The 24,158-nt window shown below is 63.0% G+C and carries 23 protein-coding genes; 12 read left to right on the top strand and 11 right to left on the bottom strand.

What is annotated here, in order from left to right; genetic code table 11:
* Position 1: 1 nt before the first annotated feature.
* The 9 genes from leuC to ilvA all read left to right on the top strand — a co-directional run bounded on the left by leuC (position 2) and on the right by ilvA (position 10,864).
* The gene (leuC, locus tag EAH73_RS02915) at positions 2–1,393 is read left to right on the top strand and encodes a 3-isopropylmalate dehydratase large subunit (RefSeq protein ID WP_140464980.1); all 1,392 of its coding nucleotides are present in this window, start codon (positions 2–4) and stop codon (positions 1,391–1,393) included.
* Positions 1,393–1,989, top strand: coding sequence for a 3-isopropylmalate dehydratase small subunit (gene leuD, locus EAH73_RS02910; RefSeq protein WP_140464979.1), 597 nt, complete (start codon positions 1,393–1,395; stop codon positions 1,987–1,989). The genes leuC and leuD overlap by 1 nt, the downstream gene beginning before the upstream one ends.
* Complete coding sequence (gene leuB / locus EAH73_RS02905; protein ID WP_140464978.1) at positions 1,977–3,098, top strand: 3-isopropylmalate dehydrogenase; 1,122 nt, start codon at positions 1,977–1,979, stop codon at positions 3,096–3,098. Before leuD ends, leuB begins: the two co-directional genes overlap by 13 nt.
* A 241-nt stretch (positions 3,099–3,339) precedes the next feature.
* Positions 3,340–4,032, top strand: a complete 693-nt coding sequence (locus tag EAH73_RS02900; RefSeq protein WP_140464977.1) for a class I SAM-dependent methyltransferase — start codon at positions 3,340–3,342, stop codon at positions 4,030–4,032.
* Between the two features lie 35 nt (positions 4,033–4,067).
* Positions 4,068–5,786 (top strand): dihydroxy-acid dehydratase, encoded by a 1,719-nt coding sequence (gene ilvD / locus EAH73_RS02895; RefSeq protein WP_140464976.1) that lies wholly within the window; start codon positions 4,068–4,070, stop codon positions 5,784–5,786.
* Positions 5,752–7,494 carry a biosynthetic-type acetolactate synthase large subunit gene (gene ilvB, locus EAH73_RS02890; protein WP_140464975.1) on the top strand — a complete coding sequence of 581 codons (1,743 nt, stop codon included), beginning with the start codon at positions 5,752–5,754 and terminating at the stop codon, positions 7,492–7,494. The genes ilvD and ilvB overlap by 35 nt, the downstream gene beginning before the upstream one ends.
* A 160-nt stretch (positions 7,495–7,654) precedes the next feature.
* A complete protein-coding gene (gene ilvN / locus EAH73_RS02885) occupies positions 7,655–8,260 on the top strand; it encodes an acetolactate synthase small subunit (protein WP_140464974.1) in 606 nt (201 codons plus the stop codon).
* A 94-nt stretch (positions 8,261–8,354) separates the two neighbouring features.
* On the top strand, positions 8,355–9,416 hold the full coding sequence (gene ilvC, locus EAH73_RS02880; protein ID WP_140464973.1) for a ketol-acid reductoisomerase: 1,062 nt from the start codon (positions 8,355–8,357) through the stop codon (positions 9,414–9,416).
* Positions 9,417–9,592: 176 nt separating this feature from the next.
* Entirely contained in the window at positions 9,593–10,864 is a 1,272-nt protein-coding gene (gene ilvA, locus EAH73_RS02875; protein WP_140464972.1) for a threonine ammonia-lyase IlvA, read from the top strand.
* Positions 10,865–10,873: 9 nt separating this feature from the next.
* Here ilvA and EAH73_RS02870 read toward each other — a convergent pair whose 3' ends face one another.
* From EAH73_RS02870 to EAH73_RS02840, 7 genes are all read right to left on the bottom strand, one after another.
* Positions 10,874–12,781, bottom strand: coding sequence for a right-handed parallel beta-helix repeat-containing protein (locus tag EAH73_RS02870; protein ID WP_140464971.1), 1,908 nt, complete (start codon positions 12,779–12,781; stop codon positions 10,874–10,876).
* Between the two features lie 78 nt (positions 12,782–12,859).
* Positions 12,860–13,717 (bottom strand): dienelactone hydrolase family protein, encoded by an 858-nt coding sequence (locus EAH73_RS02865; RefSeq protein WP_140464970.1) that lies wholly within the window; start codon positions 13,715–13,717, stop codon positions 12,860–12,862.
* Positions 13,718–13,753: 36 nt separating this feature from the next.
* Positions 13,754–14,854: a lipase family protein gene (locus tag EAH73_RS02860; protein WP_140464969.1), complete on the bottom strand. Its 1,101-nt coding sequence runs from the start codon at positions 14,852–14,854 to the stop codon at positions 13,754–13,756.
* Between the two features lie 101 nt (positions 14,855–14,955).
* Entirely contained in the window at positions 14,956–15,222 is a 267-nt protein-coding gene (locus EAH73_RS23340) for a hypothetical protein (RefSeq protein WP_193560174.1), read from the bottom strand.
* 19 nt (positions 15,223–15,241) lie between these two features.
* Positions 15,242–15,877 (bottom strand): sigma-70 family RNA polymerase sigma factor, encoded by a 636-nt coding sequence (locus EAH73_RS02850; RefSeq protein WP_140464968.1) that lies wholly within the window; start codon positions 15,875–15,877, stop codon positions 15,242–15,244.
* A complete protein-coding gene (locus EAH73_RS02845) occupies positions 15,877–16,689 on the bottom strand; it encodes a molybdopterin-dependent oxidoreductase (protein ID WP_140464967.1) in 813 nt (270 codons plus the stop codon). The genes EAH73_RS02850 and EAH73_RS02845 overlap by 1 nt, the downstream gene beginning before the upstream one ends.
* Positions 16,690–16,701: 12 nt before the next feature.
* On the bottom strand, positions 16,702–17,424 hold the full coding sequence (locus EAH73_RS02840; RefSeq protein WP_140464966.1) for a cytochrome b/b6 domain-containing protein: 723 nt from the start codon (positions 17,422–17,424) through the stop codon (positions 16,702–16,704).
* Between the two features lie 215 nt (positions 17,425–17,639).
* On the opposite strand from EAH73_RS02840, the gene EAH73_RS02835 reads away from it, so the two are divergent.
* Entirely contained in the window at positions 17,640–18,410 is a 771-nt protein-coding gene (locus EAH73_RS02835) for a DUF1223 domain-containing protein (protein WP_140464965.1), read from the top strand.
* Between the two features lie 143 nt (positions 18,411–18,553).
* Here EAH73_RS02835 and EAH73_RS02830 read toward each other — a convergent pair whose 3' ends face one another.
* Positions 18,554–18,928, bottom strand: a complete 375-nt coding sequence (locus EAH73_RS02830; RefSeq protein WP_140464964.1) for a cupin domain-containing protein — start codon at positions 18,926–18,928, stop codon at positions 18,554–18,556.
* Positions 18,929–18,948: 20 nt separating this feature from the next.
* Positions 18,949–19,887: a GNAT family N-acetyltransferase gene (locus EAH73_RS02825; protein ID WP_161599429.1), complete on the bottom strand. Its 939-nt coding sequence runs from the start codon at positions 19,885–19,887 to the stop codon at positions 18,949–18,951.
* Positions 19,888–20,056: 169 nt separating this feature from the next.
* Here EAH73_RS02825 and EAH73_RS23955 point away from each other — a divergent pair, with 169 nt between their 5' ends.
* Together EAH73_RS23955 and EAH73_RS02815 are read left to right on the top strand one after the other, a co-directional pair.
* A complete protein-coding gene (locus EAH73_RS23955; protein WP_140464962.1) occupies positions 20,057–20,491 on the top strand; it encodes a CsbD family protein in 435 nt (144 codons plus the stop codon).
* An 86-nt stretch (positions 20,492–20,577) separates the two neighbouring features.
* On the top strand, positions 20,578–20,928 hold the full coding sequence (locus tag EAH73_RS02815) for a YtxH domain-containing protein (RefSeq protein ID WP_161599428.1): 351 nt from the start codon (positions 20,578–20,580) through the stop codon (positions 20,926–20,928).
* Between the two features lie 275 nt (positions 20,929–21,203).
* On the opposite strand, the gene lysS is transcribed toward EAH73_RS02815, so the two are convergent.
* Both lysS and EAH73_RS02805 read right to left on the bottom strand, forming a co-directional pair.
* Positions 21,204–22,733: a lysine--tRNA ligase gene (lysS, locus tag EAH73_RS02810; protein WP_140464960.1), complete on the bottom strand. Its 1,530-nt coding sequence runs from the start codon at positions 22,731–22,733 to the stop codon at positions 21,204–21,206.
* A 260-nt stretch (positions 22,734–22,993) separates the two neighbouring features.
* On the bottom strand, positions 22,994–24,085 hold the full coding sequence (locus EAH73_RS02805) for a hypothetical protein (protein WP_193560173.1): 1,092 nt from the start codon (positions 24,083–24,085) through the stop codon (positions 22,994–22,996).
* Between the last annotated feature and the right edge of the window lie 73 nt (positions 24,086–24,158).

Here is a 24,158-nt window from a genome sequence, read left to right as displayed (position 1 = left end):
AATGCCTAGTACCTTATTCGATAAAATCTGGGATGCCCACGTCGTCCGCTCCATTGAGGGGCTGGACGTGGTGTACATCGACCGCCACCTGATTCACGAGGTCACTAGCCCCCAGGCTTTCGATGAAATCGCGGCCCGCAACCTGCCGCTGTTTCGCCCCAGCCAAATTCTGGCTACGGCTGACCACAACGTGCCCACCCTGCACCAAGACCAGCCCATCCAGGAGCCGCTTTCACGCTTGCAAGTGGAGAAGCTGACTGAGAACTGCGAGAAATACGGCATCGAATTATACGGCCTTGGCCACCCGCGCCAGGGCATCGTGCACATCATTGGGCCGGAGCTGGGGTTAACCCAGCCGGGCCTGACTATGGTGTGCGGCGACAGCCACACCAGCACCCACGGCGCGTTTGGCGCGGTGGCCTTCGGCATCGGCACCAGCCAGGTGGCGCAGGTGATGGCCTCACAGTGCCTGCTACTAAGCCGGCCCAAACGGATGCGGATTTCGGTAGAGGGCGAGTTGCGGCCGGGTGTTACGGCTAAGGACTTGATTCTCTACGTTATCTCGCAGCTCGGTACGGGTGGCGCCACCGGCCATTTCGTGGAGTACGCGGGCAGCGCGGTGCGTAGCCTCAGCATGGAAGGCCGCATGACCATCTGCAACATGAGCATCGAGATGGGGGCCCGTGGCGGCCTCATCGCCCCCGATGCCACCACGTTTGCCTACGTCGAGGGCCGGCCGTTTGCCCCCAAAAGCGCGGCCTGGAACGACGCCGTAGCTTACTGGCAAACGTTGTATTCGGATGCCGACGCCACGTTTGAAACCGAGTACACCTACCAGGCGGCCGACATCACGCCGATGATTACCTACGGCACTAACCCTGGCATGGGCATTCCGCTCACCGGCCACGTGCCGAGCGAGGTGCCCGCCAGTGAGGCCGAGAGTTTTGACAAATCGCTGAAATACATGGGCTTCGAGCGCGGCGAGTCGTTGCTCGGCAAGCAGATTGACTACGTGTTCATTGGCAGCTGCACTAATGCGCGCATCGAAGACTTGCGCGCCGTGGCAGCATACGTGCAAGGCAAGCAAAAGGCCGACCACGTGGCCGCCTTCATCGTGCCCGGCTCTAAACAGGTTGAGCAACAGGCCATTGCCGAGGGTATCGACAAGATTTTTGCCGCCGCTGGCTTCGAGCTGCGCGAGCCCGGTTGCAGCGCCTGCCTGGCCATGAACGAAGACAAAATTCCGGCCGGCAAGTACTGCGTGGCCACCTCCAACCGCAACTTTGAAGGCCGCCAGGGGCCCGGCTCGCGCACGCTGCTGGCGAGCCCGCTAGTGGCCGCCATCACGGCCGTGCAGGGCCGCATCGTAGACATTACGCAGTATTTGAACTAATGGAAAAATTTCAAACCCTGCACACCACCGGCCGTCCGCTGCCGCTGGAAAACATTGATACCGACCAGATTATCCCGGCCCGGTTTCTGAAGGCTACTACGCGCGAGGGCTTCGGCGAAAACCTGTTTTGCGACTGGCGCTACAACGCCGACGGCTCGCCCAAAGCCGACTTCGTGCTGAACGATGCGCGCTATACTGGTTCCATCCTCGTAGCCGGCAAAAACTTCGGTTGCGGCAGCAGCCGCGAGCACGCCGCCTGGGCATTGTATGATGCTGGTTTTCGGACGGTTATTTCGAGCTACTTCGCCGATATTTTTCGGGGTAATGCGCTGAATACCGGCCTGCTACCCTTGCAGGTGAGCGACGAGGTGCTGGCCCGTCTGCTGGCCGCTATCGAAGAGAATCCGCAGTTGGAATTGGTGGTCGATTTGCCTTCGCAGACGCTGGCCGTGCCGGCCTGGGGGGAGACGTTCAGCTTCGCCATCGACGGCTACAAAAAGGAGTGCCTGATTAACGGCTACGACGACATCGACTTTTTAGTGAATCAAAAATCGGCCATTGAGGCCTTTGAAAAACAACGCGCATGGACATGGTAACCAAGAAAATAGCTTTGCTGCCCGGTGATGGCATCGGGCCGGAAGTCTGTCGGCAGGCCGTGAAAGTGCTCGACGCCGTAGCCGAACGCTTCGGCCACCGCTTTGAATTTACCTCACACCTCGTAGGCGCCTGCGCCATCGACGCCACCGGCAACCCGCTGCCCGACGAAACGCTGGCCGCTTGCCGCGCCTCCGATGCGGTGCTCTTCGGCGCCATCGGCGACCCCAAGTACGACAACGACCCGAGTGCCAAAGTGCGCCCCGAGCAGGGCCTGTTGAAGATGCGCAAGGAGCTGGGCTTGTTTGCCAATATCCGACCCGTGACGGCATATAACGCGCTGCTGAAGCACTCGCCGCTGAAATCGGACCGCATCGAGGGCACCGACATGGTGATTTTTCGGGAGCTGACGGGCGGCATTTACTTCGGCGAGAAGGGCCGCACCGCCGACGGCGCCGCCTATGATAACTGCACCTACTCGCGCCCCGAAATTGAGCGCATCGCGCACTTGGCATTTCAGGCTGCCGCCGGCCGTCGGCAGCACCTTACGCTGGTTGATAAGGCCAACGTGCTGGAAACCTCGCGCTTATGGCGCGAAGTGGTGCGCGAAATTGCCTCGCACTATCCCGATGTAACGGTTGATTACCTGTTCGTGGACAATGCCGCGATGCAGATTATTACCAACCCCCGGCAGTTCGACGTGGTGCTGACTGAGAACATGTTCGGCGACATTATTTCGGACGAGGCTTCGGTTATTGCCGGCTCGATGGGGCTGCTGCCCTCGGCTTCGGTGGGCGCGGAAGTGGCGGTATTCGAGCCTATTCACGGCTCCTACCCCCAGGCCAAGGGCAAGGGCATTGCCAACCCGCTGGCCGCCATCCTCTCGGCCGCCATGCTGCTCGACCACCTGGGCCTCACGGCCGAAGCCGAGCTGGTGCGCGAAGCGGTAGATGAAGCCCTGACCAACAATATTTTGACTCCGGAGCTGAACCCAACCGCGCCTTACACCACGGAGCAAGTGGGTAGCTACGTGGCGTTTTGGATTGCGGACTCGAACGAGCAGCAGTGGAACGCTCACAACATTGCGGTGGGCGTGAGCACGATTATCTGAGTGTAGCGTGGACTTTGTGAGTCCGCGCGTTGAACGATACCAAAAAACCCACGCGCGGACTCGCAGAGTCCACGCTACTACCCGCCATGCGTCCCTTCCTGCTAGTCATTTCCGAGGTCATTATTCCTACCCCCGCGGGCTAGCAGGTACTTCTTACCCATAAGAGAACCTTCCTAGCCCGCTGCTAGGGAGGTTTTTTTAGGACATTGTCGGAATTTCAACATAATTTATTTACCTGATTATGAACGCTATAAAGGAACAGTTCAACGAGGTATCGGCGAAGTATGACCAGCAGCGGCCGTACCTCATTCCGTGCTTTGATGACTTTTATGGCGCGGCCAATGCCCTACTGGCCAACCAACCGCTGGCGCGCACGGTGCTGGATGTGGGCGCAGGCACGGGGCTGTTTTCGTACTTCCTCTACCAGCAGCGGCCTGAGTTGGAATTTATGCTCGTGGACCTGGCACCAGAGATGCTAGCGGTAGCTCGGCAGCGGTTCGCAGGGCTACCAGGCTTCAATTTTCAAGAGTTGAATTTTGCCACTCAGCCCTTACCCGGCCGCTATGACGTGGTTGTTTCGAGCTTGGCCATTCACCACCTGCCAGATGCGGAAAAGGCAACTCTGTATCAGCGTATATACGACGTGCTAAATCCCGGCGGGCTATTCATTAATGCCGACCAGGTGCTGGGGCGTACCACTGGCTTCGACGCCTTTAACCGCCAGCACTGGGCACGCACTGTGCAAGCGTCGGGCCTACCTAATGAGGCTATTGAACGGGCTTTCGAGCGCATCAAACTGGATGACTTTGGCACCCTAGAAGCGCAATTGCAGATGCTGGAAACAGCTGGCTTTGCAGAAGTCGATTGCGTGTACAAGAATCTGAATTTCGTGGTGCTCGCCGCCGTGAAAGACACCATTACTAACTGGAATTAACGCGGCTTGCACCAAGGCACTACGCACTGAAACACATGGCACTCAATAAATTCAGCCGCATCTACACCCAGGACGACAGCTTGCCGGCCTCGCAAGCCATGCTCATCGGCGCGGGTTTGTCGGATGCGGATTTGCGCAAGCCATTCGTGGGCATCTGCTCCACGGGCTTCGAGGGCAACACCTGCAACATGCACCTTAACGGCTTGGCTGACGAGGTGAAGCGCGGCGTGGCCGCCCAGGGCTTGGTAGGGCTGCGCTTCAACACCATCGGCGTGAGCGACGGCATTACGAATGGCAACGCAGGCATGCGGTTCTCCTTGGTATCCAGAGAGATAATCGCCGACTCGATTGAGGCGATGGCGGGCGCGCACTACTACGACGCCCTGGCCACGGTGGTGGGCTGCGACAAAAACATGCCGGGCGCGCTCATCGCCATGGCGCGGCTCAATCGGCCGTCGCTGATGGTGTATGGCGGCACCATTAAGGGCGGCGAGTTTAAAGGCCAACAGCTCAACATTGTATCGTGCTTTGAGGCTTATGGTAAGAAAGTTAACGGCCAGATTTCGGACGAGGATTACCAAGGTATTATTCACAATGCCTGCCCCGGCCCCGGCGCCTGCGGCGGCATGTACACGGCCAATACCATGGCCGCGGCCATCGAAACTCTGGGCATGAGCGTGCCCGCGTCGTCGTCGCTGCCGGCCGAAAGCGCCGCTAAGGTGCAGGAGTGCCTCGATGCCGGTGCCTATCTGCGCAATTTGCTGGAGCTGGACCTCAAGCCGCGCGATATCCTTACTCGTGAGGCATTTGAGAATGCCATGGTGGTGATAACTGTGCTCGGCGGCTCGACTAATGCCGTGCTGCACCTCATCGCCATTGCCCACGCGGCCGGCGTGCACCTCACCATGGAGGACTTCCAGGCCGTGAGCAACCGCGTGCCGGTGCTGGCCGACCTCAAGCCCAGCGGCAAGTATTTGATGGAAGACCTATCGAAAATCGGCGGCGTGCCCGCCGTGCAGCGCACCCTGCTCAACTACGGTCTGCTCAACGGCGACCTGATGACCGTGACCGGCCGCACGCTGGCCGAAAACCTCGCCAACGTGCCGTCCCTAGGTGCCGAGCAGGATTTGCTGCGGCCCCTGAGCAACCCCATCAAGGCCGATGGGCACATTCAGATGCTGTACGGTAACCTTGCTACCAAGGGCAGCGTGGCCAAAATCAGCGGCAAGGAAGGCCTGCGGTTTGAGGGCCCGGCGATAGTGTTCAACTCGGAAGAGGAACTGAACCAGGGCATTATCGACCACAAAATCAAGGCCGGGCAGGTGGTCGTCATTCGCTACGTGGGGCCCAAGGGCGGGCCGGGCATGCCCGAAATGCTTAAGCCGACCTCGGCCATTATGGGCGCGGGCCTGGGCGATAAAGTGGCCCTGATAACGGACGGCCGCTTTTCGGGCGGCACCCACGGCTTCGTGATTGGGCACGTCTGCCCCGAGGCCTTCGACGGCGGCGGCATCGCGCTGGTGCAGGACGGCGACTGGATTATTCTGGATGCCAGCGCCAACACCATCGACGTGCAGCTTTCCAAAGACGAGCTGGCCGTCCGCCGCGCCGCCTGGCAGCGCCCGCCGCTGCCCGCCAAGCAGGGTGTGCTGCTCAAGTACATCCGCACCGTGAGCGACGCCAGCCACGGTTGTATAACTGATTTAGCAGAAGAAGATTATGTCACCGCAGACCTTAGCCCAGCCCGCCGCTAGCCCGGCCGCCGCCCCCACCACGTCCATAACGGGCGCGGTAGCCACGCTGCAAGCGCTGGTGGCCGAGGGCGTAGACACGATTTTTGGCTACCCCGGTGGGGCCATTATCCCGATTTACGACGCGCTCTACGACTTCAAGGAGCAGCTCAACCACGTGCTGGTGCGGCACGAGCAGGGCGGCATCCACGCGGCGCAGGGCTACGCGCGCAGCTCGGGACGGGTGGGCGTGGCGCTGGCTACAAGCGGGCCGGGCGCCACCAACCTTGTAACAGGGCTGGCCGACGCGCTGATTGACAGCACACCGCTGGTCTGCATTACAGGGCAGGTGTTTGCGCATTTGCTGGGCACCGATGCGTTTCAGGAAACGGACATCATCAACATCACGACGCCCGTTACGAAGTGGAACTATCAGGTAACCAGGGCCGAAGAGATACCCGAGGCGCTGGCCAAGGCCTTCTACATCGCGCGCAGCGGCCGACCGGGCCCCGTGCTGGTGGATATCACCAAGAACGCGCAGATGCAGACTTTCGACGCGCCGGCCTACGAGCCGTGCACGCACATCCGCAGCTACCGGCCCGCGCCGGTGGTGCGGAACGAGTACATCGAGCAGGCGGCGGCGCTGATTAACGGGGCCAAAAGGCCGTTTATCCTCTGGGGGCAGGGCGTGGTGCTGGGCCAGGCCGAGCGCGAGTTTCAGGCGTTTGTGGAGAAATCGGGCATTCCGGCGGCCTGGACCATCCTGGGGGTAGGGGCCCTGGCCACCGCCCACCCGCTGAACGTGGGGATGCTGGGCATGCACGGCAACTACGGCCCCAACGTGCTCACCAACGAGTGCGACGTGCTGATTGCCATTGGCATGCGCTTCGACGACCGCGTGACCGGCCGGCTGGATAAGTACGCCAAACAGGCGCAGGTCGTGCACCTCGACATCGACCCCACGGAGATTGATAAGAACGTGAAAACCACCGTGCCGGTGTGGGGCGACTGCAAGGAAACCCTGCCCCTGCTTACGGCGCTGGTCGAGCGCAAGGAGCACGCCGCCTGGCTGGCCCGCTTCAATGACCACATGGCGCAGGAAGTGGACGCCGTAATCCGGGAGGAGTTGTTTCCGACGTCGGAGGAATTGACGATGGGTGAAGTCATTCAGCAGCTCAATGAAATAACTGGCGGCGAGGCCGTTATCGTGTCTGACGTGGGGCAGCACCAGATGGTAGCCTGCCGCTACGCGCTGCAAAACCAGTCGCGCAGCCACGTCACGAGCGGCGGGCTGGGCACCATGGGCTTTGCGCTGCCGGCGGCCATCGGGGCCAAGTTTGGGGCCCCGCATCGGCCGGTGGTAGCCGTCATTGGCGACGGCGGCGTGCAGATGACGATTCAGGAGCTGGGCACCATCATGCAGACGGGCGTGGATGTGAAAATCATCATTCTCAACAACCAGTTTTTGGGCATGGTGCGGCAGTGGCAGGAGCTATTTCACCAGCGCCGCTACTCATTTGTGGATATCCAAAGTCCTGATTTTGTGGCCGTAGCGGCCGGCTACCGCATCGCCGGCCAGCGCGTGGATGCGCGTGACGCGCTACGCCCGGCCTTGGAAAAGATGCTGGCGCATCCGGGTTCCTTCCTGCTCGAAGTGATGGTGACCAAGGAGAATAATATCTTCCCGATGGTGCCGCAGGGGTGTAGCGTGGCGGAAATACGGCTGCGCTAATTAATTGGCAACTAGCAAATAAGGTCGTCATGCTGAGCGCAGCCGAAGCATCTTGGCCGCTTCCTCCGCACCGTTCAACGAGGCGGTAGAGATGCTTCGACTTCGCTGCGCTCAGCATGACAACCCAGGAACTGACGTTCTAAAACAGATAATAAGTACCATGAGTCCCGAACCCGCCGACCGCCAGGAATACAACATCACCGCGTACACTGAAAACCAGGTGGGCCTGCTGAACCGCATTGCCATCATCTTTTCGCGCCGCAAAATCAACATCGAGAGCCTCAACGTGTCGCCCTCAGAGATTGAGGGCATCCACCGCTTCAACATCGTGATTGTGGAAACGGAGGAGGTGGTGGAAAAGCTCGCCAAGCAAATCGAGAAGCAGGTGGAGGTGCTCAAAGTGTACTACAACACCAACGCCGACGTGATTTGGCAGGAAATGGCGCTCTATAAAGTGCCTACCGACGTGATTGCCGAAAAGGTGCTCGTGGAGCGCCTGCTGCGCGAAAACGGGGCCCGCGCCGTGGTCATTCGCAAGGACTACACGGTGTTTGAAACCACCGGCCACCGCGAGGAAACGGATAACCTGATTAAGGCTTTGCAGCCTTATGGGCTGATTGAGTTTGTGCGCTCGGCGCGCATTGCCATCATTAAGGCCAGCGACGGTTTTCACCACAAGCTCAAGGAGTTTGAGCGTCGCGAGCCGAGCGAAGACGTGGCAGAGAATGAGTTTTTGAACGACCGCGAGCAGGTCTTTACCATGTAGCGCGGACTTTCAGTCCGCGGCCCAAAACGATTTAATAAGACACCTTTTTTCACTCAACTCGCGGACTAAAAGTCCGCGCTACACCTCCCAACCAATGGCAACCATCAACTTTGGCGGCGTACCCGAAACCGTAATCACCCGCGACGAATTTCCGCTGCAAAAGGCGCTCGACTTCCTCAAAGACGACACCATTGCCGTTATCGGCTACGGCGTGCAGGGCCCCGGCCAGGCGCTGAACATGCGCGACAACGGCTTCCATGTCATTGTGGGCCAGCGCGAAGGCACGCCCTCGTGGGAGCGTGCCATCAAGGATGGCTGGGTGCCGGGCGAGTCGCTGTTCAGCATCGAGGAAGCTGCTGACAAGGGCACCATTATCTGCAACCTGCTGAGCGATGCAGGGCAAATTGCGCTGTGGCCGACGCTCCAGAAGTACCTCACGCCGGGCAAAACGCTGTACTTCTCGCACGGCTTCGGCATCACGTTTAATGAGCAGACCAACATCATCCCGGCCAAGGATATCGACGTGATTTTGGTGGCTCCCAAGGGCAGCGGCACCAGCCTGCGTCGCTTGTTCGTGGCCGGCGGCGGGTTGAACTCGTCGTTCGCGGTGTTCCAAGATGCTACTGGCAAAGCCTGGGAAAAGGCCATTGCCATGGGCATTGGTGTGGGCTCGGGCTACTTGTTCGAGACTGATTTCAAGAAGGAAGTGTATTCGGACCTCACCGGCGAGCGTGGCGTGCTGATGGGGGCCCTGGCCGGCATCATCGAGGCCCAGTACCAGGTGCTGCGCCAGCGCGGCCACTCGCCCTCCGAGGCGTTCAACGAAACCGTGGAGGAGCTGACCCAGAGCCTCGTGCCCCTAGTGGGCGAAAACGGCATGGACTGGATGTTTGCCAACTGCTCAGTAACTGCCCAGCGCGGGGCCCTCGATTGGAAAGGTAAGTTCCGCGACGCGACCCTGCCCGTGCTCAACGACCTGTACGACAGCGTGGCCAGCGGCGAGGAAGCCCGCCGCACCATTGAGCGCGGCAGTACCCCCAACTACCGCCAGGAGCTGGAAGCCGAGCTGAAAGAAGTGCGCGAATCGGAACTGTGGGCCACCGGCGCACAAGTGCGCGAGCTGCGCTCACGCAGCAGCGCCAGCGTGGAGGCGTAAGCTGCTTTTGCACTGACCTACAACGTCATGCAGAGCGCAGCGAAGCATCTCGCTCGCGGCAGTAAACCCAATCGTTAGGATTTACTACCCCGAAGAAGCGAGCGAGATGCTTCGCTGCGCTCTGCATGACGTTCTTTTTTATCTCATTATTACTGGCCTTGGCCAGCCCTACCCCCATGCCCGACCTGCTAGCCCCGGCGGCCACCGCCGTCACCCTGGAAAACGTCGAAGCCGCCGCCCGCCGCCTAAAAGGCGTGATTACCAAAACGCCCCTGATGCTGAATCTGGGGCTTTCGCGCAGCTACGACGCCACCATTCTGCTCAAGCGGGAGGACTTGCAGGTGGTGCGCTCCTACAAAATCCGAGGGGCTTACAACAAGATTTCGACGCTGCCGCTTACCGTGCCGGGCCGCCAGATAGTGTGCGCCAGCGCCGGCAACCACGCCCAGGGCGTGGCCTACGCCTGCCAGCTGCTGGGCTTGCAGGGCGACATTTTTATGCCTGCCCAGACGCCCGCGCAGAAGGTGGACAAAGTGCGCCTTTTCGGCAAGGACATGGTAACGGTGCACCTCACGGGCCGCACCTTCGACGACTGCTACCAGGCGGCGCAGGCGTTTTGCGACGAGCGCGGCAGCACGTTTGTGCATCCGTTTGATGACCTAGCCATTGTGGAGGGGCAGGCCACGGTGGGGCTTGAGATCCTGAAAGCCGCCAAAGAACCCATCGACTTTTGCTTCATGCCCATTGGGGGCGGCGGGCTGGCCTCGGGCTTGTCGAGCGTGTTTCGGCAGCTGAGCCCACACACCAAACTCATTGGAGTGCAGCCCCTTGGGGCCCCCAGCATGCACGACGCCCTGCGCGCCGGGCAGCGCCAGGCCCTACCCCACCTCGACACCTTCGTGGACGGTGCGGCCGTGAAATGCCCCGGCGAGCTCAACTTCGAGATTTGCCAGGCGCTACTCGATGAGGTGCACCTCGTGCCCGAGGGCCAGGTGTGCGAAGACCTCCTCAAAATGTACAACGAGGAAGGCATGGTGCTGGAGCCGGCGGGCACGCTCGCCATCTCGGCCCTGCACGCCTACGCCGACCAGATTCGGGGCAAAACGGTGGTCTGCATCGTGAGCGGCTCCAACAACGACATCACCCGCATGGAGGACATCAAGGAGCGCGCCCAGCGCCACCAGGGCCTCAAGCATTACTTCATGGTGCGCTTCAACCAGGCGCCAGGGGCCCTGCGCCGCTTCGTAAACAACGTGCTGGCTGAGGGCGAGGACATCATTCAGTTTCAGTACATCAAGAAGAACAACAAGGAAAAAGGCCCCGTTTTCATCGGCGTCGAGGTCAAAAGCCCGCACGATGTGGAGGGCATTAAGGCCCGCATGACGGAGGAAGGTTTTGGATTTGAGTACCTGAACGGGCAGCAGGATTTTTTGAGCTTGCTGGTGTGAACCGCCTGGTTAATTGAGCGTTGGGTGGCGGGCCTTGATGGCCTGGGGCCCCATGCGTACCCGGCCCCGACCGGTGGTGACCATTTCGGCCTGCGGGTCGAGGAAAAAATAGGCCCCGTCTTCCACAATCAGCTGGCCGGCTACCACCAGCTTGGCGTGCCGCAGCAGCGCCAGCGAGCCGCCTTTCTTAACGATCAGGCGTGAAGTGGGGCCGATGTACAGCTCTGAGGGTTGCCAAATCGGCTCGTTCATCACCAGGGCGTTGTTGGGGCCCACCACCACGCTGGCCGAATCGCGGGCCCGCGCCGGCTGCCGGCCGATGTCAAGCCCCGTTATCACGCCGTATACGCAGTTGCTGGCCAGCAGCTGGAGGCTGCCGGGGGCCCTAACTACCGTCGACTGCGGAGCCCCGCCGTTGCCCATTGTGGCGTTGGTGCGGCCCAGGGCCGTGCGGTGAGGTCCGTCGCGAAAAACCGTTGTACCCGTGAAAACGGTGCCCTGCAAGTTGTTGTAGGAGCCCTGGGGCAGCTGTGCGTAATCGTAGAGAAAGGTGTTGCCGCGGAAGTGAAAGAAACTGGCGGTGTCGGGCTTGGCCACGATGGCCCAGGCGAGGTAGCTGTGGGTGCCCACGAAGCGGCAATCGGTAAAGCTCATGTACCGGGCGTGGGCGTCGGAGTGCATCGTGAACGAGCCGTAGGCCGGCTGCCCGTGGTAGGGGCGGTCTTCGAAAGTGCAGCGCACAAAGCGCGTGGCCTCGGCCGCCGTGGTGGCCTTGCAGCCGTGCACGAACGCGCCGTAGAGGCGGCAGTCGGTGAACAGGAACCCTGGCTGTGTGACCCAGGCTGACCAGTTGGTGGGGCCCCAGATCAGGCTGCCAGCCACCACCACGTTTTTGGTAGCGTTGGGCTGGCTGTCGTTGCCGCGGTCGGCCACGAGGCCCACGCCGGCGTTGTTCACGAAGCGGCAATTCTCGAAGCGCACGTTGGCCACGACGCCGCCTTCGGGCTCCAAGTCGACGCCCGCGCTGGGGCTGGACGACAGGGCCTTGCCCGTGGCCGCCACCACCGCCCGCCCGGTGTGGCTGAAGCTGCAATTGACGGCCCGCAGCCCGCTCACGCCCGTGACGGAGAGGCCCTGGCGGCCGTTGTAAGTGCAGGTCAGGTTCTCGAGCAAGATAGCCTCGCGCTGCGGATCGTCGAGGCTTTTGGCCAAGTGGTTGAGCACCTGGATGCCGTCGCGCCCGAAGTGGTGCAGCGCCAGCCGCCGCAGCGACACGCGGCGCGAGTCGCTGACGAAGATGCCGTCGGCGGGCAGCTGGATGCCAGTGTCGCCCCAGTGCCCGCCAAGTACCAATTTAGTGCTGTTGCCGTTGAGGCGTAAGCCGCTCACCACCACGTTGTCGCAGCCTTGCAAAACCACGCAGGTGCCGCCCCGGGCCGCGTAGGCGGGGTCGGTAAACATGCCGGTGGGGGCCTCGTAGGGCCGCCGGGTTTTGGGGTCGAAGGCCCCGTAGCGTAGGCCGGCGGCGTAGCGAATTTCGGTGGTGGCGCTGTCGGCCCCCGCCACGGTGAGGTTGCGGCAGCCCACCAGCCGCAGCACGTCGGGCGTGTTGCCGGCGGCATCCTGCTGGCCCACCAGGTACACGCCCTTCGGGATGGTGAGCACGGCTGCCCCCGCGCCGGCCGGCGTCTGGGCCCGTTTATTGAAGAAGTCGGCGGCCCGGGTGAAAGCGGCCTGGTCGTTGGTTTTGCCGTCGCCCCGGGCCCCAAAATCCTGCTTCAAGTCTTTGCGCAGCACCGCCGGGGGCCCCTGGGCGTAGGCCCGGCCGCCGAGCAGTAGGCCCGCCAGGCCCGTCAGCAAAAGGAGCCAGGGCAGGGCCCCGGCCCAGCCATTCGTTGTCATTCGGAGTGTCTTCATACCGCTCGCCCTAACTCGGCTGGGCCCAAAATGGTGTAGTGAGCGGCAAAAATAATCCGGCCCGGGGCCCCCGGGGCCCTACGCCAGCTTGTCCTTGAACAGCTTCAGGGTGCGCGCCCAAGCCAGCTGGGCGGCCTCGGCGTTGTAGCGGGCGGGGGAAGTGTCGTTGTTGAAAGCGTGGTTCACGTTGGGGTACACGAACAGCTCGTAGGGCGTGTGGTTGGCCTTGAGGGCGGCTTCGTAGGCGGGAATGCCGGCGTCGATGCGCTCGTCGAGGCCGGCGTAGTGCAGCATGAGGGCGGCCTTGATCTGGGGCACGTCTTCGGCCTTGGGCTGCGCGCCGTAGTAGGCCACGGCGGCATTTAGCTTGGGGTCGTGCACTGCCAGCTGGTTGCTGAGGCCCCCGCCCCAGCAGAAGCCCACGCAACCGGTGCGGCCGTTGCTGTCGGGCCGGGCGCGGAGGTAGGCAAGGGCAGCGAGGTAGTTGTTCAGGTTCTTGGCAGGGTCGAGCTGGCCGATGAGCGTGCGGCCCTTGTCCTCATCGGCGGGCGTGCCACCGAGGGGCGAGAGGGCATCGACGCCCAGGGCCAGGTAGCCGGCCTGCGCCACGCGCCGCGTCACGTCCTTGATGTGGGGCGTGAGGCCCCGGTTTTCGTGGATGACCACCACGGCCCCGCGTTTTTTCTTGCCCTTGGGGCGGGCCAGGTAGCCCTGCACAGGGCCCCCGTCGCCGGGCCAAGTCACGTCTTCCAGCACCAGGTCGTCGGCCGAGGTGCTCACGGTGGCGGCTTGGGCGTAGCCGGGCTCCAGCACGGCGAGGGCCGCCAGGGCCAGGGCGGTGCCGCCGGCCAGCTTGGCCAGCCGCTCCAGGAAGTCCTTGCGCGAAAGCGGGGCGTGGGTGTACTCGTCGAACAGGTTGATGATGCGCTGATCCATGCGGGGCGGGGGTGGGATGAGGAAGAAAAAGGCAGGCTACGGCAGGCGTTCCGCCAGGTAATAGTACGGCTGAAACAAGTGGTGCCGAAAGAGTTGCCTCGGGTCGTTGGGGTATTTGGCGTAGTAGGCGGCGTCGGCGGGCAAAGCCACGGTATTGCCGGCGCGCATGTAGTTGCTGCTGGGGTAGAAGGCAGGGCCCCGGTAGCCGGGTACCGCTTTTGCGATGGCCTTGCCCACGTAGCCGCCCAGGTAGCGCTGGTAGCGTCGCTGGCTCCGGCGCGCCGGCCCGTCGAGCTGGCGGTAGGCGTGGCGGGCCAGCAAGTTCTTCGGAAACTTCTGTTTTTTGATGATTTCGGACACGCCCACGAACGGGTTGACGGGGTTGAAGTCGCCAACGGTCTGCGTGGTGAGGGGCACCTCGGGCACCCAGTCGGCGGGGTTCACCACGTTCACGGCCCAGCCGCCGTAGGTGGCGCGCTCGTAGTCGTAGGCGTAGTACAAGTTGCCGGGCTTGGGGCCGGCGCTGCAATAGGTTTTGAGGCGCAGGTCGGCCGGCAGCCGGCCTTGCTGCTGCAAGTTGCGCAGGTACGAGGTGAGCAAAAACGCCACGCCGCCGCCCTGGCTGTGGCCCATGATGATAAAGTCGCGGGTGCCGTGCCGGTAGCACGAGTCCACGGTGTGCACGATGCCGTCGGCCATAAAGGCCAGGCTCAGCAGCCAGCCCGCGTGCACGGCCGCCTGGGGGTTGTCGGCCAGGTGGTACACGAATTTGCGCCCTCCGCCAAGCTGCAATTCACCCACCGCCGGTAGCATGGCCGCGTACATATTAGCCAGCCAGCTCTCGGCCTTGCCAGTGGTGCCGCGCAGGCTGATGACGGCCTGCGGCTGGGGCCCCGGGTGGGCCCACAGGTCCCAGCGGTTGTCGAGCGGGCTGGTGGGCGAGCGGTAGGCCAGGGCAAACCGCTGGGGCTTCGGGATGCCCGCCCACCACATCGAATCGGTGCCGCCCTGCCGGCAATGCAGCCGAATCATCTCCAGGTATTCGGCCTTGTCGAAGCCGGGCTTCAACACCTGGGCGCGCGCCCTGGGGGCCCCTAGCCCCGCGAGCAGTACGAGTAAAAAAACGGTAAGCCGCATCCGTTGGGGCCCCCAGGGGTGGAAACTAGTGGCCCGGCGAATATCGGATTTATTTAATTGAACCAGCGTAAATTACTATTGTAATTCACCGGCCGTTGCCGTCACAGGGCATCGAGGCCGGCCCCTGCCAGCTGCTGCCGGATGCGCTGCCGGGCGGCTTCGGGCAGGCCAGGCAGTGCACCTGGGGCCCCCGCGGCCCGCGCCTGGGCTAGCTGCACCAGCAGCACGGTTTGGCGGGCGTAGCGGTGGCAATAGGGGCAGTAGTGCAGGTGCAGCCACAAGCTACGCCGGTCGCGCGGAGCCAGGGGCGCGTCGGCGCGCTGCTCGATGAGCAAGGTGGCGTGTTGGCAGGAGAGCAGGCGTAGCATGGCAAGCGGGGTGGTAAGGTTAGGCCCCGGCGCGGCGGCCCAGGCCGTGCTGCTCGAGGCAGCGGCGCAGCTGGAGCTTGGCCCGGTGGATGATGACCCAGTAGTTGGCCGCCGACAACGACAGGGCTTGGCAGATTTCTTCGGCCGGCAGTTCTTCCACAAACCGCAGCGCGAACACCGCGGCGTGCCTGGTGGGCAGGCGCTGCTGGCAGCGGTGCAGGGTGGCTTGCAGCTCCGCCTGCTCCAGGGCCCCATCGGCGGTTTGCCAGCTGGTGGGGGCTTGGGCGGCGCGCCAGTGGCCGTTGCCTTCCTCAAAAAAATCGGCCTCTGTGGGGCCCTCGGGGGCCAGCTCGGCGAGCGACACTTCCGGGTGGTGGGCTTGCCGGCGGTAATAATCGAGCACTTGCCGCTTCAAAATGGCAAACAGCCAGGTGCGCTCCGACGCCTCGCCCCGGAAGTTGCCCAGCGCTTGCAGGGCCCGGAGCAAGGTGGCCTGCACCAGCTCTTCGGCGGCGTCGGCCCCGCCCACGCGGGCCAGGGCGTAGCGGTACAGCTCGCTGCCGTAGCGGGCCAGCCACTGCGTTGGCTCGGGGGCAGGGTAGGGGGGCTGGCCGGGGCCCTGGGGGCCCAGCGGCACGGCAAGCGGCGCCGGCATCAGTGGCCCGAGTCCCAGTCGTAGCCCTGCTCGGCCCAGAAATCGGCCGGCCGCTCGTCCACAAAGGCGATGGTGCCGATGCGCTTGAGGTGCTTGATGCCGTACTTGAGGGGCGTGACCAGGCGCAGCGGCGCGCCGTGGGGCCCCGTCAGGGGCTGGCCGTTCATTTCGTAGCAGAGCAGCGTTTGGGGGTGCACGGCGTTGGATAAATCCAGGCCCACGTAGTATTTCTCGTCGGGCGTGACGAGGCTGACGTAGCGGGCTTCTTTGCCGTTGGCGGTGGCTAGCGGGTACTTCTCCAGGAAATCGGAAAACCGGGCCCCCACCCAGTTCACCTTGATGCTCCAGCCCTCGATGCACTTCAGTTCAGTGGTCATGTCCACGCGCGGCAGGGCCTTGATGTCGTCGATGGTGAATTCCTGCACGCGCGCTGGGGCCCCGGCCGGGGCGTAGGCCTGCACCCGCATGCGCCAGTCGGCGGTTACGAAGGAGTCCTTCAGCCCAATGTTGCCGTTTTGGCGGAAGGTAGCCATCGACTTCGGGAACGTGGGGGCCAGCCGGGTTTCGCGGAAGTAGGCCTGCGAGAGGCGGCCGTTGGCGTCGAGCACCCGGCGGAAAGGCCACGGCGTGCCTTCGTCGGCGGGGCGCGTGAGCAGCCAGCGCCAGCCGCCCACGCCGGCCAGGGCCGCCACGCCCCCAATAATAAAGGCGCGGCGCGAGCGGCTGGCCGCTTGCCGGGCCACGTCGGCTTCGGGCAGGCCGGCGGGCGACTCGGGCAGCGGCGGGGCAGAATAATCGGTCGTATTATCCATCACAGTAACAAGCTAAGCGGGCAGGGTAGGAGAAGAGGGCCGGCCGGGGGCCCCGGCCACCGGTTCGCCGGGGGCCGGGTGCTGCGCGTCCACAATCTGGAAGCCGGCCACCATCGAGCGGAAGTTGTTCCAACCGGCCCGCACCACTTGCGCGATGTGCACCACGAAGAACAGCACGTAGCCGATGGTGAGGATGAAGTGCTCGGCGCGGGCCCATTCGTAGCCGCCGAGCAGGCCCGTGAGCCAGGCAAACTGCACCGGTTTGTAAATGGCCAGGCCCGTGAGCAGCGAGCCCGCGCCCATGAGCACCACGGCGGTGTAGGCAATTTTCTGGGCCCCGTTGTACTTCACCACCGGCGGCTCGCCCTTGCGCAGGCCCAGGTCGTGGAGCGTCACTAAAATGGCTTCCTTGAAGGAGTTACGGTCCGGGAGCAGGTGGCGCCACTCGCCCGACACCAGCGTGTAGCCCACGTACAGCAGGCCGTTGATGACGAAGAGCCACATCAGCGCGAAGTGCCAGTTCATGCCCTGGGCCAGCCGCTGCGGCACGTTGAAGGCCTTGTAGAAGCTCTCGGGGAAGAACTTGAACAGCGTGGTGGGGCCCCAGCCGATGCGGTACACGTCGTTGGCCCAGTAAATGAGCAGCCCGCTCCAAATCATGAGCGCGAGGATGGGGAAGTTCAGCCAGTGGAACCAGCGGATGGCCAGCGGGTGCTTCTCGACGAGGCGTTTCATGGGCGGTAAAAAATGGGTCGGAGGAATTCTCAGGAAAGATACCGGGGCCCCGGCAATCCCAGCGGCGGCCGGGCCAGCCAGTTGGGCAGACGCCCACCCGCCGCGGCCCTTACAGCCGGGGGAGATGTTTTTTTTCGAACCGCGGTTGTAAGGCCGGTCCCCGGGCGGCGTCTGCCCATCCAAAGCCCACCCGTTCACCTTAAGCCCCGTTTGCTATGAAACGTTTCGTGCTCGTTGGATTGCCCTTGCTGGCCGCGGCCGGGGCCCTGGCCGCCTACCGCCCGCTCACGCCGCCCGCCGCCACCCGGGTGCCGGTGGTGGTGGAGCTGTTCACTTCCGAAGGCTGCTCCAGCTGCCCGGCCGCCGATGCGGCCCTGCGCGAGCTGGAAGCGGCCCAGTCGGTGCCCGGGGTGGAGGTCATCGCCCTCGGCCAGCACGTCGATTACTGGAACCGCCTGGGCTGGAAAGACCCGTTCTCGTCGGCCCAGTTCACCAGCCGCCAGCAGGCCTACGCGGCGGGCTTCGGCACGGGCTCCTACACGCCCCAGGCGGTGGTAAATGGCCAGTACGAGCTGGTGGGCAGCAACCACGCGGCCTTGGTGGCGGCCATTGCCAACGCCGCCCGGGGCCCCCACGCCACCGTGCAGCTGGCCCGCACCGCCGGGGCCCTGGCCGTAACGGTGGGCGCCTTGCCCGCCGGCACCCCGGCCGCCACCGTGCTGCTGGCCATCACCGAAACCGGCCTGGCCACCCAGGTGGGCCGGGGCGAAAACGCAGGCCGCCTGCTGCGCCACGCCGCCGTGGTGCGGGCCCTGCGGCCGCTGGGGCCCGCCCGCGGCCCCGCCACGTTCAGCGCCCCGCTAGCCCTATTGCCCGGCTGGAAAACCGAAAACCTGCGCGCCGTGGTGCTGGTGCAGGACGATGCCACGCGCCGCATCGTGGGCGTGGCCAGCCTGCCGCTGGCGGCCGGCGTAGCCGCTAACTAGCCATTAGGCAGTGGACGTTAGCTGTTGGGTTCTTTATGCAAACGAGCTGGCGACCAGCCTTGGCAGAGCTAAAAGCCAGGGGGCATTTGCGTAAAGGCTCCGTTCGATTAGGGTTTGCTATTAGGCAAAAATTTCATAATCAGTCAGTCGTCCTCGCGGTTCACCGTGTCGGGGCTGAAGGCGGGCACGCAAATCGACCAGTACTCGCACTCCTCGTCGAAGGGGTTGGCGTAGCGCACCCGGGCCCCGCCCTTGATGAGCAGCGCCTGCCCGGCGTGCAGCTCCACGGTGTCGCCGTCGATTTCGAACCGCTTGCGGCCCCGCACCACGATGGTGATTTCGTCGAAGGTGGGCGTTTGGTGGGGTTCGCTCCAGTGGGGCGGGGCCACCATGTGGGCCAGGCTGTAGGCCGCCGTGCCGGTGCTGGCCTGGCCCACGTGCTCCTCAATTAGCTTGCCGTCGGTGGTGGGCACCACGAAGGGCGCGGGGTTGAGCACGTAGCGTTTTTCGGTGAGCATGGCGAGGGTCGGTAGGGCGGTTAGTTTTTCAATTTATCCAGCCATTCAAACAGGCGGGAATGGTACTTCCAGATGAAAAAGTACGGCGTTTGGACGGCCCCGAACCGTACCCGCACCCGCGCCACGCCCGGCAGCATGCTCCCCTCAAAATCGAAGCAATTGAGCCCCAGCACTTCGCTGGCGTAGCGGATGCATTCCCAGGCCAGCAAAATGCCCGCCCCGCTGGCCCGCAAGGCGGGGTCGTCGCCGGCCAAGTGGTAGTAGGCCGTGGTGGCGTCCCAAATCAGGTAGGCCACCGAATGCACCCGGCCCTGGGCATCGACGGCGAAAAATAATTGCCGGGCCCCCTGCGCCGCCAGGGCCCCGTCGAGCTGCCGGAACTGGGCCTCCGAATACGGCACCGCCAGGCCCTGCCGCGCGAAGCTCAGCCCGTTCACCGCCCAAAACGTGTCCAAGCCCAGGTCGTGCACCACGCGCACCTTGCCCCGCGCCTGCCGGATGTCGCGCCGGATGCCCCGGTGCAGCCCGGCCTCTACCCGTGCCAGGTCGTGCAGGGGCCCCAGGCGGTAGGTGTAGGCGGTGGCGTGCTCGAAGCCCTGCCCGCGTAGCAGCTGCCCATCGGCGAGCGTAGGGTAACAGTTCTGCTTAAACGCGGCCAGCGGCGGCAATTGGGCCCCCAGCGCCGCCAGGGCCGCCGCTTCGCGGCGCGGGTCGGTGCGCAGCTCGGGCAGCAAGTAGGGCCCCAGCCACTTCACGAAGGGCGGCATGGTGGCGTAGCGCCAGGGGCCCCGCCGCTTGTGGAAGTACGGCCAGGCGGCCACCACACGGCCGCTTTCGTGGGCCAATGCCACGCCCCAGGTACCGCCCGCGGCGCAGGCATCGAGGTACCACGGCTGGGCAAACACCGGCAGGTCGGGCGCAGTGCGGCAGAAGGCGCGGTAGGCGGCGTGGGTGGGCATGGAGTAGGGCAGGGGGGCGAAAATACGCGTCCCCCGGCGCGGGGCCATAAAATTTGCCGCGCCAGCTCAACCCTCGCCGCGCCGTAGCGTATTAGGCTCCAAGACACCCTGCTGGGGGCCCTGGCCCGCAGTTCCTTCACGATTCCTTCACATTCTTTACCCCTTCCCCATGTCGTACCACGAAGAAGACAACAACGCCGGCAAAATTCTCCTCGCCGCCCTCGCCGGTGCCGGCGCTGGCATCATCGCCGGTATCCTGCTCGCTCCCGATAAGGGCTCGAACACCCTCGAGAACTGGAAAGGCGCTGCCACCAAGTACAGCAGCCAGCTGGGCGACCAGGCCACCAAAATTGGCTCGGACCTCGAAGCTAAATTCAAAGAGTACTCGGACAAGCTCGAAGACCTGACCGGTGCCGGCGGCTTGCGCCTGCAAGGCAACTGGGACGACCTGAAAGGCAAGCTGAAGCAGCAGTATGCCCAACTCACCGACGACGACTTGACCTATGCCGAAGGCAAAGGCGACGAGTTGGTGGGCAAGCTGCAAGACAAGCTTGGCAAAGGCAAAGCCGAAATCACCAAGATGCTGAACGACTTGAAGGCTTAGTTGCCAATAAGTTAGCATAGTTATAGGAGCCCTGCGCCAATATGGTGCAGGGCTCCTACTTGTTTTACCCCCAGTACCCTACTGCTATGAATGACGACAAAGGCAAAGTAATTTTCTCGTTGCTGGCCGGTGCCACGGCTGGTATAGTAGCTGGCCTCCTGCTTGCCCCTGAAACCGGCGACGAGGCCCGCAGCAGCCTGCTCCGCTCGGCCACCAAGCTGCGTGAAGACCTAAGCAAGCGGGTGAACGGCTTGCTTGGCAAAATACCCGCTCAAGAAGGGCACACCAACCCCGACGCTGCCGTGAGCGAGGACAAGGAAGCCGCCGACCGCCTCCTGGACGGCCTGAGTGCCGGGGCCCCACCCACGGATTTTGCGCAGCGCAACGCGGATTACAAAGCAATAGACGAGGAAATCCGCCACACGGGCACGCTGTAAGGCAAGAATCAAAAAATATTTTTGCCCAAGCGCAACTCTTCCTTTAAGCGGCGCGTAAAAACCAACACAACAGCTTTAAAAGAAGGCTGCCCGCGCTATTCGTAAAATTGCCGGTCGTAGGAGCTTCTATTGGAATTGGTCAAACACTTCAGTAGTAAAATCAGACGTACCCATCGCAAACTTCCCATAGTTAAAGCTGCCCCATTGGTTAAGCTGACGTAAAAAGGCCCGCACGATTCGTCGTGCGGGCCTTTTTTGCGTTTTGTATTCTCCGGTTAGTCCAGCTTCTCCGCTTTCATCTGCGGGAAAAACAGCACGTCTTGGATGGAGTTGGAGTTGGTCATGATCATGCTCAGGCGGTCGATGCCGATGCCCAAGCCAGCCGTGGGCGGCATGCCGTACTCCAGGGCCCGGAGGAAGTCCTCGTCGAGCACCATGGCCTCCACGTCGCCGCGCTTGCCAAGTTCCAACTGCTCCTCGAACCGCTTGCGTTGGTCGATGGGGTCGTTGAGTTCCGAGAAGGCGTTGCAGATTTCCTTGCCGTTGCATATGGCTTCGAACCGCTCCACCAGGCCCGGGTGGTCGCGGTGCTTCTTGGCCAGCGGCGACATTTCCACCGGGTAATCAGTGATGAACGTGGGCTGGATGAGCTTGGGCTCCACGTACTCACCGAAAATCTCGTCGATGATTTTGGACTTGCCCATGCTGGGGTCCAGCTTCACGTGCAGCTGGTCGGCCACGTCGCGCAGGGCCGCTTCGTCCAGGGCCCCAATGGCGTGGCCGGTGAACTTCTCGATGGCCTCGAACATCGTCAGGCGCTGCCAGGGCCGCTGAAAGTTGATGACGTGCTCGCCCACCTGCACCTCGGTTTTGCCGTGCAGCGTCATGGCCACGCGCTCCACCATTTCCTCCACCAGGTCCATCATCCAGTTGTAGTCCTTGTACGCCACGTACAACTCCATCTGAGTGAACTCGGGGTTGTGAAACCGCGACATGCCCTCATTGCGGAAGTCCTTGCTGAACTCGTACACGCCGTCGAACCCGCCCACAATCAGGCGCTTGAGGTACAGTTCGTTGGCAATGCGCAGGTACAGCGCCATGTCCAGCGTGTTGTGGTGCGTCTTGAAGGGCCGCGCCGCCGCGCCGCCGTACAGCGGCTGCAGAATCGGCGTTTCTACCTCTAGGTAGCCTTTGTCGTTCAAGAAGTTGCGCATGGATTGCACCAGCTGCGTCCGCTTGATGAAAGTGTCGCGCACGCTGGGGTTCACCACCAAGTCTACGTAGCGCTGGCGGTAGCGCTGCTCGGGGTCCGTGAAGGCGTCGTAAACGACCTTCTCCCCGGTCACCTCGTCCACTTTTTCCTTCACCACGGGCAGCGGGCGTAGGGCCTTGGCCAGCAATTTCAGCTCCGTCACGTGGATGGACGTTTCGCCTACCTGCGTCACGAACACGTGGCCCTTCACGCCAATGAAATCGCCCAAGTCGAGCAGCTTCTTAAACACGTTGTTGTAGAGCGTCTTGTCCTCGCCGGGGCAAATTTCGTCGCGGTTGATGTATAGCTGGATGCGGCCCGAGGTGTCCATCAGCTCCGCAAACGAGGCCTTGCCCATCACGCGCTGCGACATCAAGCGGCCCGCCAAGCTCACTTCCTGGAAGTTGTTCAGCTCGGGGTGGTAATTGTCGAGGATTTCCTTGGCGTAAAACGTCACGTCGAACAGCTCCGACGGGTAGGCTTCCACGCCCAGCTTTTCCAACTCTTCGAGTTTGTGGCGGCGCTGGATTTCTTGTTCGCTTAAATGGACCACAGATTTAACGGATTTTAACGGATTGAACGGATTTTTTGGGGCCCCACGCCTTTGGGCCGGTGCAGTAGGGACAGTTTGCGCCGCTGCATGTTTTGCCAGCCCGCAAGCAGCGGCAGCGCAGGGGCCCCGCCGCAAAAGTACGGCGCGAAAAAAGCCGCTCCGAACCGGAGCGGCTTTACTGCTGATTCAAAAATTCTGGCAAGGGCGAGCGGCATGCCTGGGGCTCCGCTTAACCTTTCCAAGTTCGTGCAATGCGCGCCTTAGGCAGCCATGCGGTAGGTGGGGGCCTCCACGGCGACGGCCGGGGCCGCAGGCGGCGTGGGGGCCAGCACGGGCTCAACGCGGGTGCGCAGGCGCTCCTGCACAAAGCCGGCCTGCAAGTGAGCGGGCAGCTCGGCCACCAGCTGGCGGTAGCGCTCCAGGCCCAGGGCCTTGGCCACGTAGGTTTCGTGAATGCCGTTGAGGTAGCTCACAATGTTGAGCAGCGAGGCGTGGAACAGCTTGAAGTCAATGTCGGCCTCCACGTAGCGCTCAATCTCGCGGCTGCTCTGCGAGATGCGCAGGCGGCCCAGCAGGTCGAAGATGGTGGTGTAGCCCAGCCGCCAGGTAATCTGCTGCCAGTGCGCGGCGGTCCACTTATCCAGCGGCCGGCCGGTTTTCTGGCTGCGGATGGCCGTGTTGGGGTTAGCCTGCACTTGGGCGCGGGTCCACTGGGCCTTCATCTTGCGCGTGGTGCGCAGGAACTGACCAATCTGGGCCTGGGCGTCAATCTCTTTGCTGGCAATGTGCAAGCCGGCCTTGTAGCCTGCCAGCGGCAAACGGTGAATGCTAAAGTCGCCGTAGGCCCCCGCGGCGTAAAACGACACCGGGCGCGGGTAAGCGTTCTTCACCACCAAGCGGCCCACCTCGCGGCGCACCAGCTGGTTGTTGTTGCTGCGCACACCGGTGGTGTACAAAAAGGCCTGAAGGCCCGAAAGTATGGCGTGGTACGCCTGCGGAAACGTCCAGTGCAGGGCGTTACGCAGGAAGTTGTCGTCGCCTAACTCGGCCGTGGCGCGCAGGGCATACTCCGTGCTCCAGCACGTGTGCAGCAGTTTGGTGAGGGCCCCCACGTCGGCGTCGCCCAACTCAGCCGCGTGGTTGCGGAAAAACGGCAACTGGGGCAAGCCGCCCAGCACGTCGCCACTTTCCTGGATGTGGTAGTTGATGGCAAAGAAGTAGTTCAGGAATACCTGCGCCGGGATGGACTTGCGCCAGGCCTCATCGGCCACCAGCGGCTGCGGCTCGGGGGCCCCCAGGCCAGCCTGCGGGATGAGCGGAATTATGCGGGTTTCTTCGTGCGTCGTTGTCATACCAGATAAACGCATTTCCCCGGCTTTTTAGTTGCCTATTTGCTAATAATTTTACTAAGCTAATAATATTATC

The organism is Hymenobacter nivis (genome assembly GCF_006439025.1).
Classification (GTDB): Bacteria; Bacteroidota; Bacteroidia; order Cytophagales; family Hymenobacteraceae; genus Hymenobacter; species Hymenobacter nivis_A.
Note: the sequence above shows the minus strand (reverse complement) of the source record. Positions and strands in the feature narration are given on the sequence as shown.

Bases quoted from the DNA above. Each gene is read 5' to 3' on its own strand.
- EAH73_RS02815 (WP_161599428.1), top strand. From the start codon at position 20,578: ATGAATGACGACAAAGGCAAAGTAATTTTCTCGTTGCTGGCCGGTGCC.
- ilvB (WP_140464975.1), top strand. From the start codon at position 5,752: ATGTCACCGCAGACCTTAGCCCAGCCCGCCGCTAGCCCGGCCGCCGCC.
- EAH73_RS02825 (WP_161599429.1), bottom strand. From the start codon at position 19,887: ATGCCCACCCACGCCGCCTACCGCGCCTTCTGCCGCACTGCGCCCGAC.
- EAH73_RS02865 (WP_140464970.1), bottom strand. From the start codon at position 13,717: ATGGATCAGCGCATCATCAACCTGTTCGACGAGTACACCCACGCCCCG.
- ilvC (WP_140464973.1), top strand. From the start codon at position 8,355: ATGGCAACCATCAACTTTGGCGGCGTACCCGAAACCGTAATCACCCGC.
- EAH73_RS23340 (WP_193560174.1), bottom strand. From the start codon at position 15,222: ATGCTACGCCTGCTCTCCTGCCAACACGCCACCTTGCTCATCGAGCAG.
- ilvN (WP_140464974.1), top strand. From the start codon at position 7,655: ATGAGTCCCGAACCCGCCGACCGCCAGGAATACAACATCACCGCGTAC.
- EAH73_RS02900 (WP_140464977.1), top strand. From the start codon at position 3,340: ATGAACGCTATAAAGGAACAGTTCAACGAGGTATCGGCGAAGTATGAC.
- EAH73_RS02830 (WP_140464964.1), bottom strand. From the start codon at position 18,928: ATGCTCACCGAAAAACGCTACGTGCTCAACCCCGCGCCCTTCGTGGTG.
- ilvD (WP_140464976.1), top strand. From the start codon at position 4,068: ATGGCACTCAATAAATTCAGCCGCATCTACACCCAGGACGACAGCTTG.
- EAH73_RS02845 (WP_140464967.1), bottom strand. From the start codon at position 16,689: ATGGATAATACGACCGATTATTCTGCCCCGCCGCTGCCCGAGTCGCCC.
- EAH73_RS02870 (WP_140464971.1), bottom strand. From the start codon at position 12,781: ATGAAGACACTCCGAATGACAACGAATGGCTGGGCCGGGGCCCTGCCC.
- leuB (WP_140464978.1), top strand. From the start codon at position 1,977: ATGGACATGGTAACCAAGAAAATAGCTTTGCTGCCCGGTGATGGCATC.
- leuD (WP_140464979.1), top strand. From the start codon at position 1,393: ATGGAAAAATTTCAAACCCTGCACACCACCGGCCGTCCGCTGCCGCTG.
- ilvA (WP_140464972.1), top strand. From the start codon at position 9,593: ATGCCCGACCTGCTAGCCCCGGCGGCCACCGCCGTCACCCTGGAAAAC.
- EAH73_RS02835 (WP_140464965.1), top strand. From the start codon at position 17,640: ATGAAACGTTTCGTGCTCGTTGGATTGCCCTTGCTGGCCGCGGCCGGG.
- EAH73_RS02860 (WP_140464969.1), bottom strand. From the start codon at position 14,854: ATGCGGCTTACCGTTTTTTTACTCGTACTGCTCGCGGGGCTAGGGGCC.
- EAH73_RS02850 (WP_140464968.1), bottom strand. From the start codon at position 15,877: ATGCCGGCGCCGCTTGCCGTGCCGCTGGGCCCCCAGGGCCCCGGCCAG.
- EAH73_RS23955 (WP_140464962.1), top strand. From the start codon at position 20,057: ATGTCGTACCACGAAGAAGACAACAACGCCGGCAAAATTCTCCTCGCC.
- leuC (WP_140464980.1), top strand. From the start codon at position 2: ATGCCTAGTACCTTATTCGATAAAATCTGGGATGCCCACGTCGTCCGC.
- EAH73_RS02840 (WP_140464966.1), bottom strand. From the start codon at position 17,424: ATGAAACGCCTCGTCGAGAAGCACCCGCTGGCCATCCGCTGGTTCCAC.
- EAH73_RS02805 (WP_193560173.1), bottom strand. From the start codon at position 24,085: ATGACAACGACGCACGAAGAAACCCGCATAATTCCGCTCATCCCGCAG.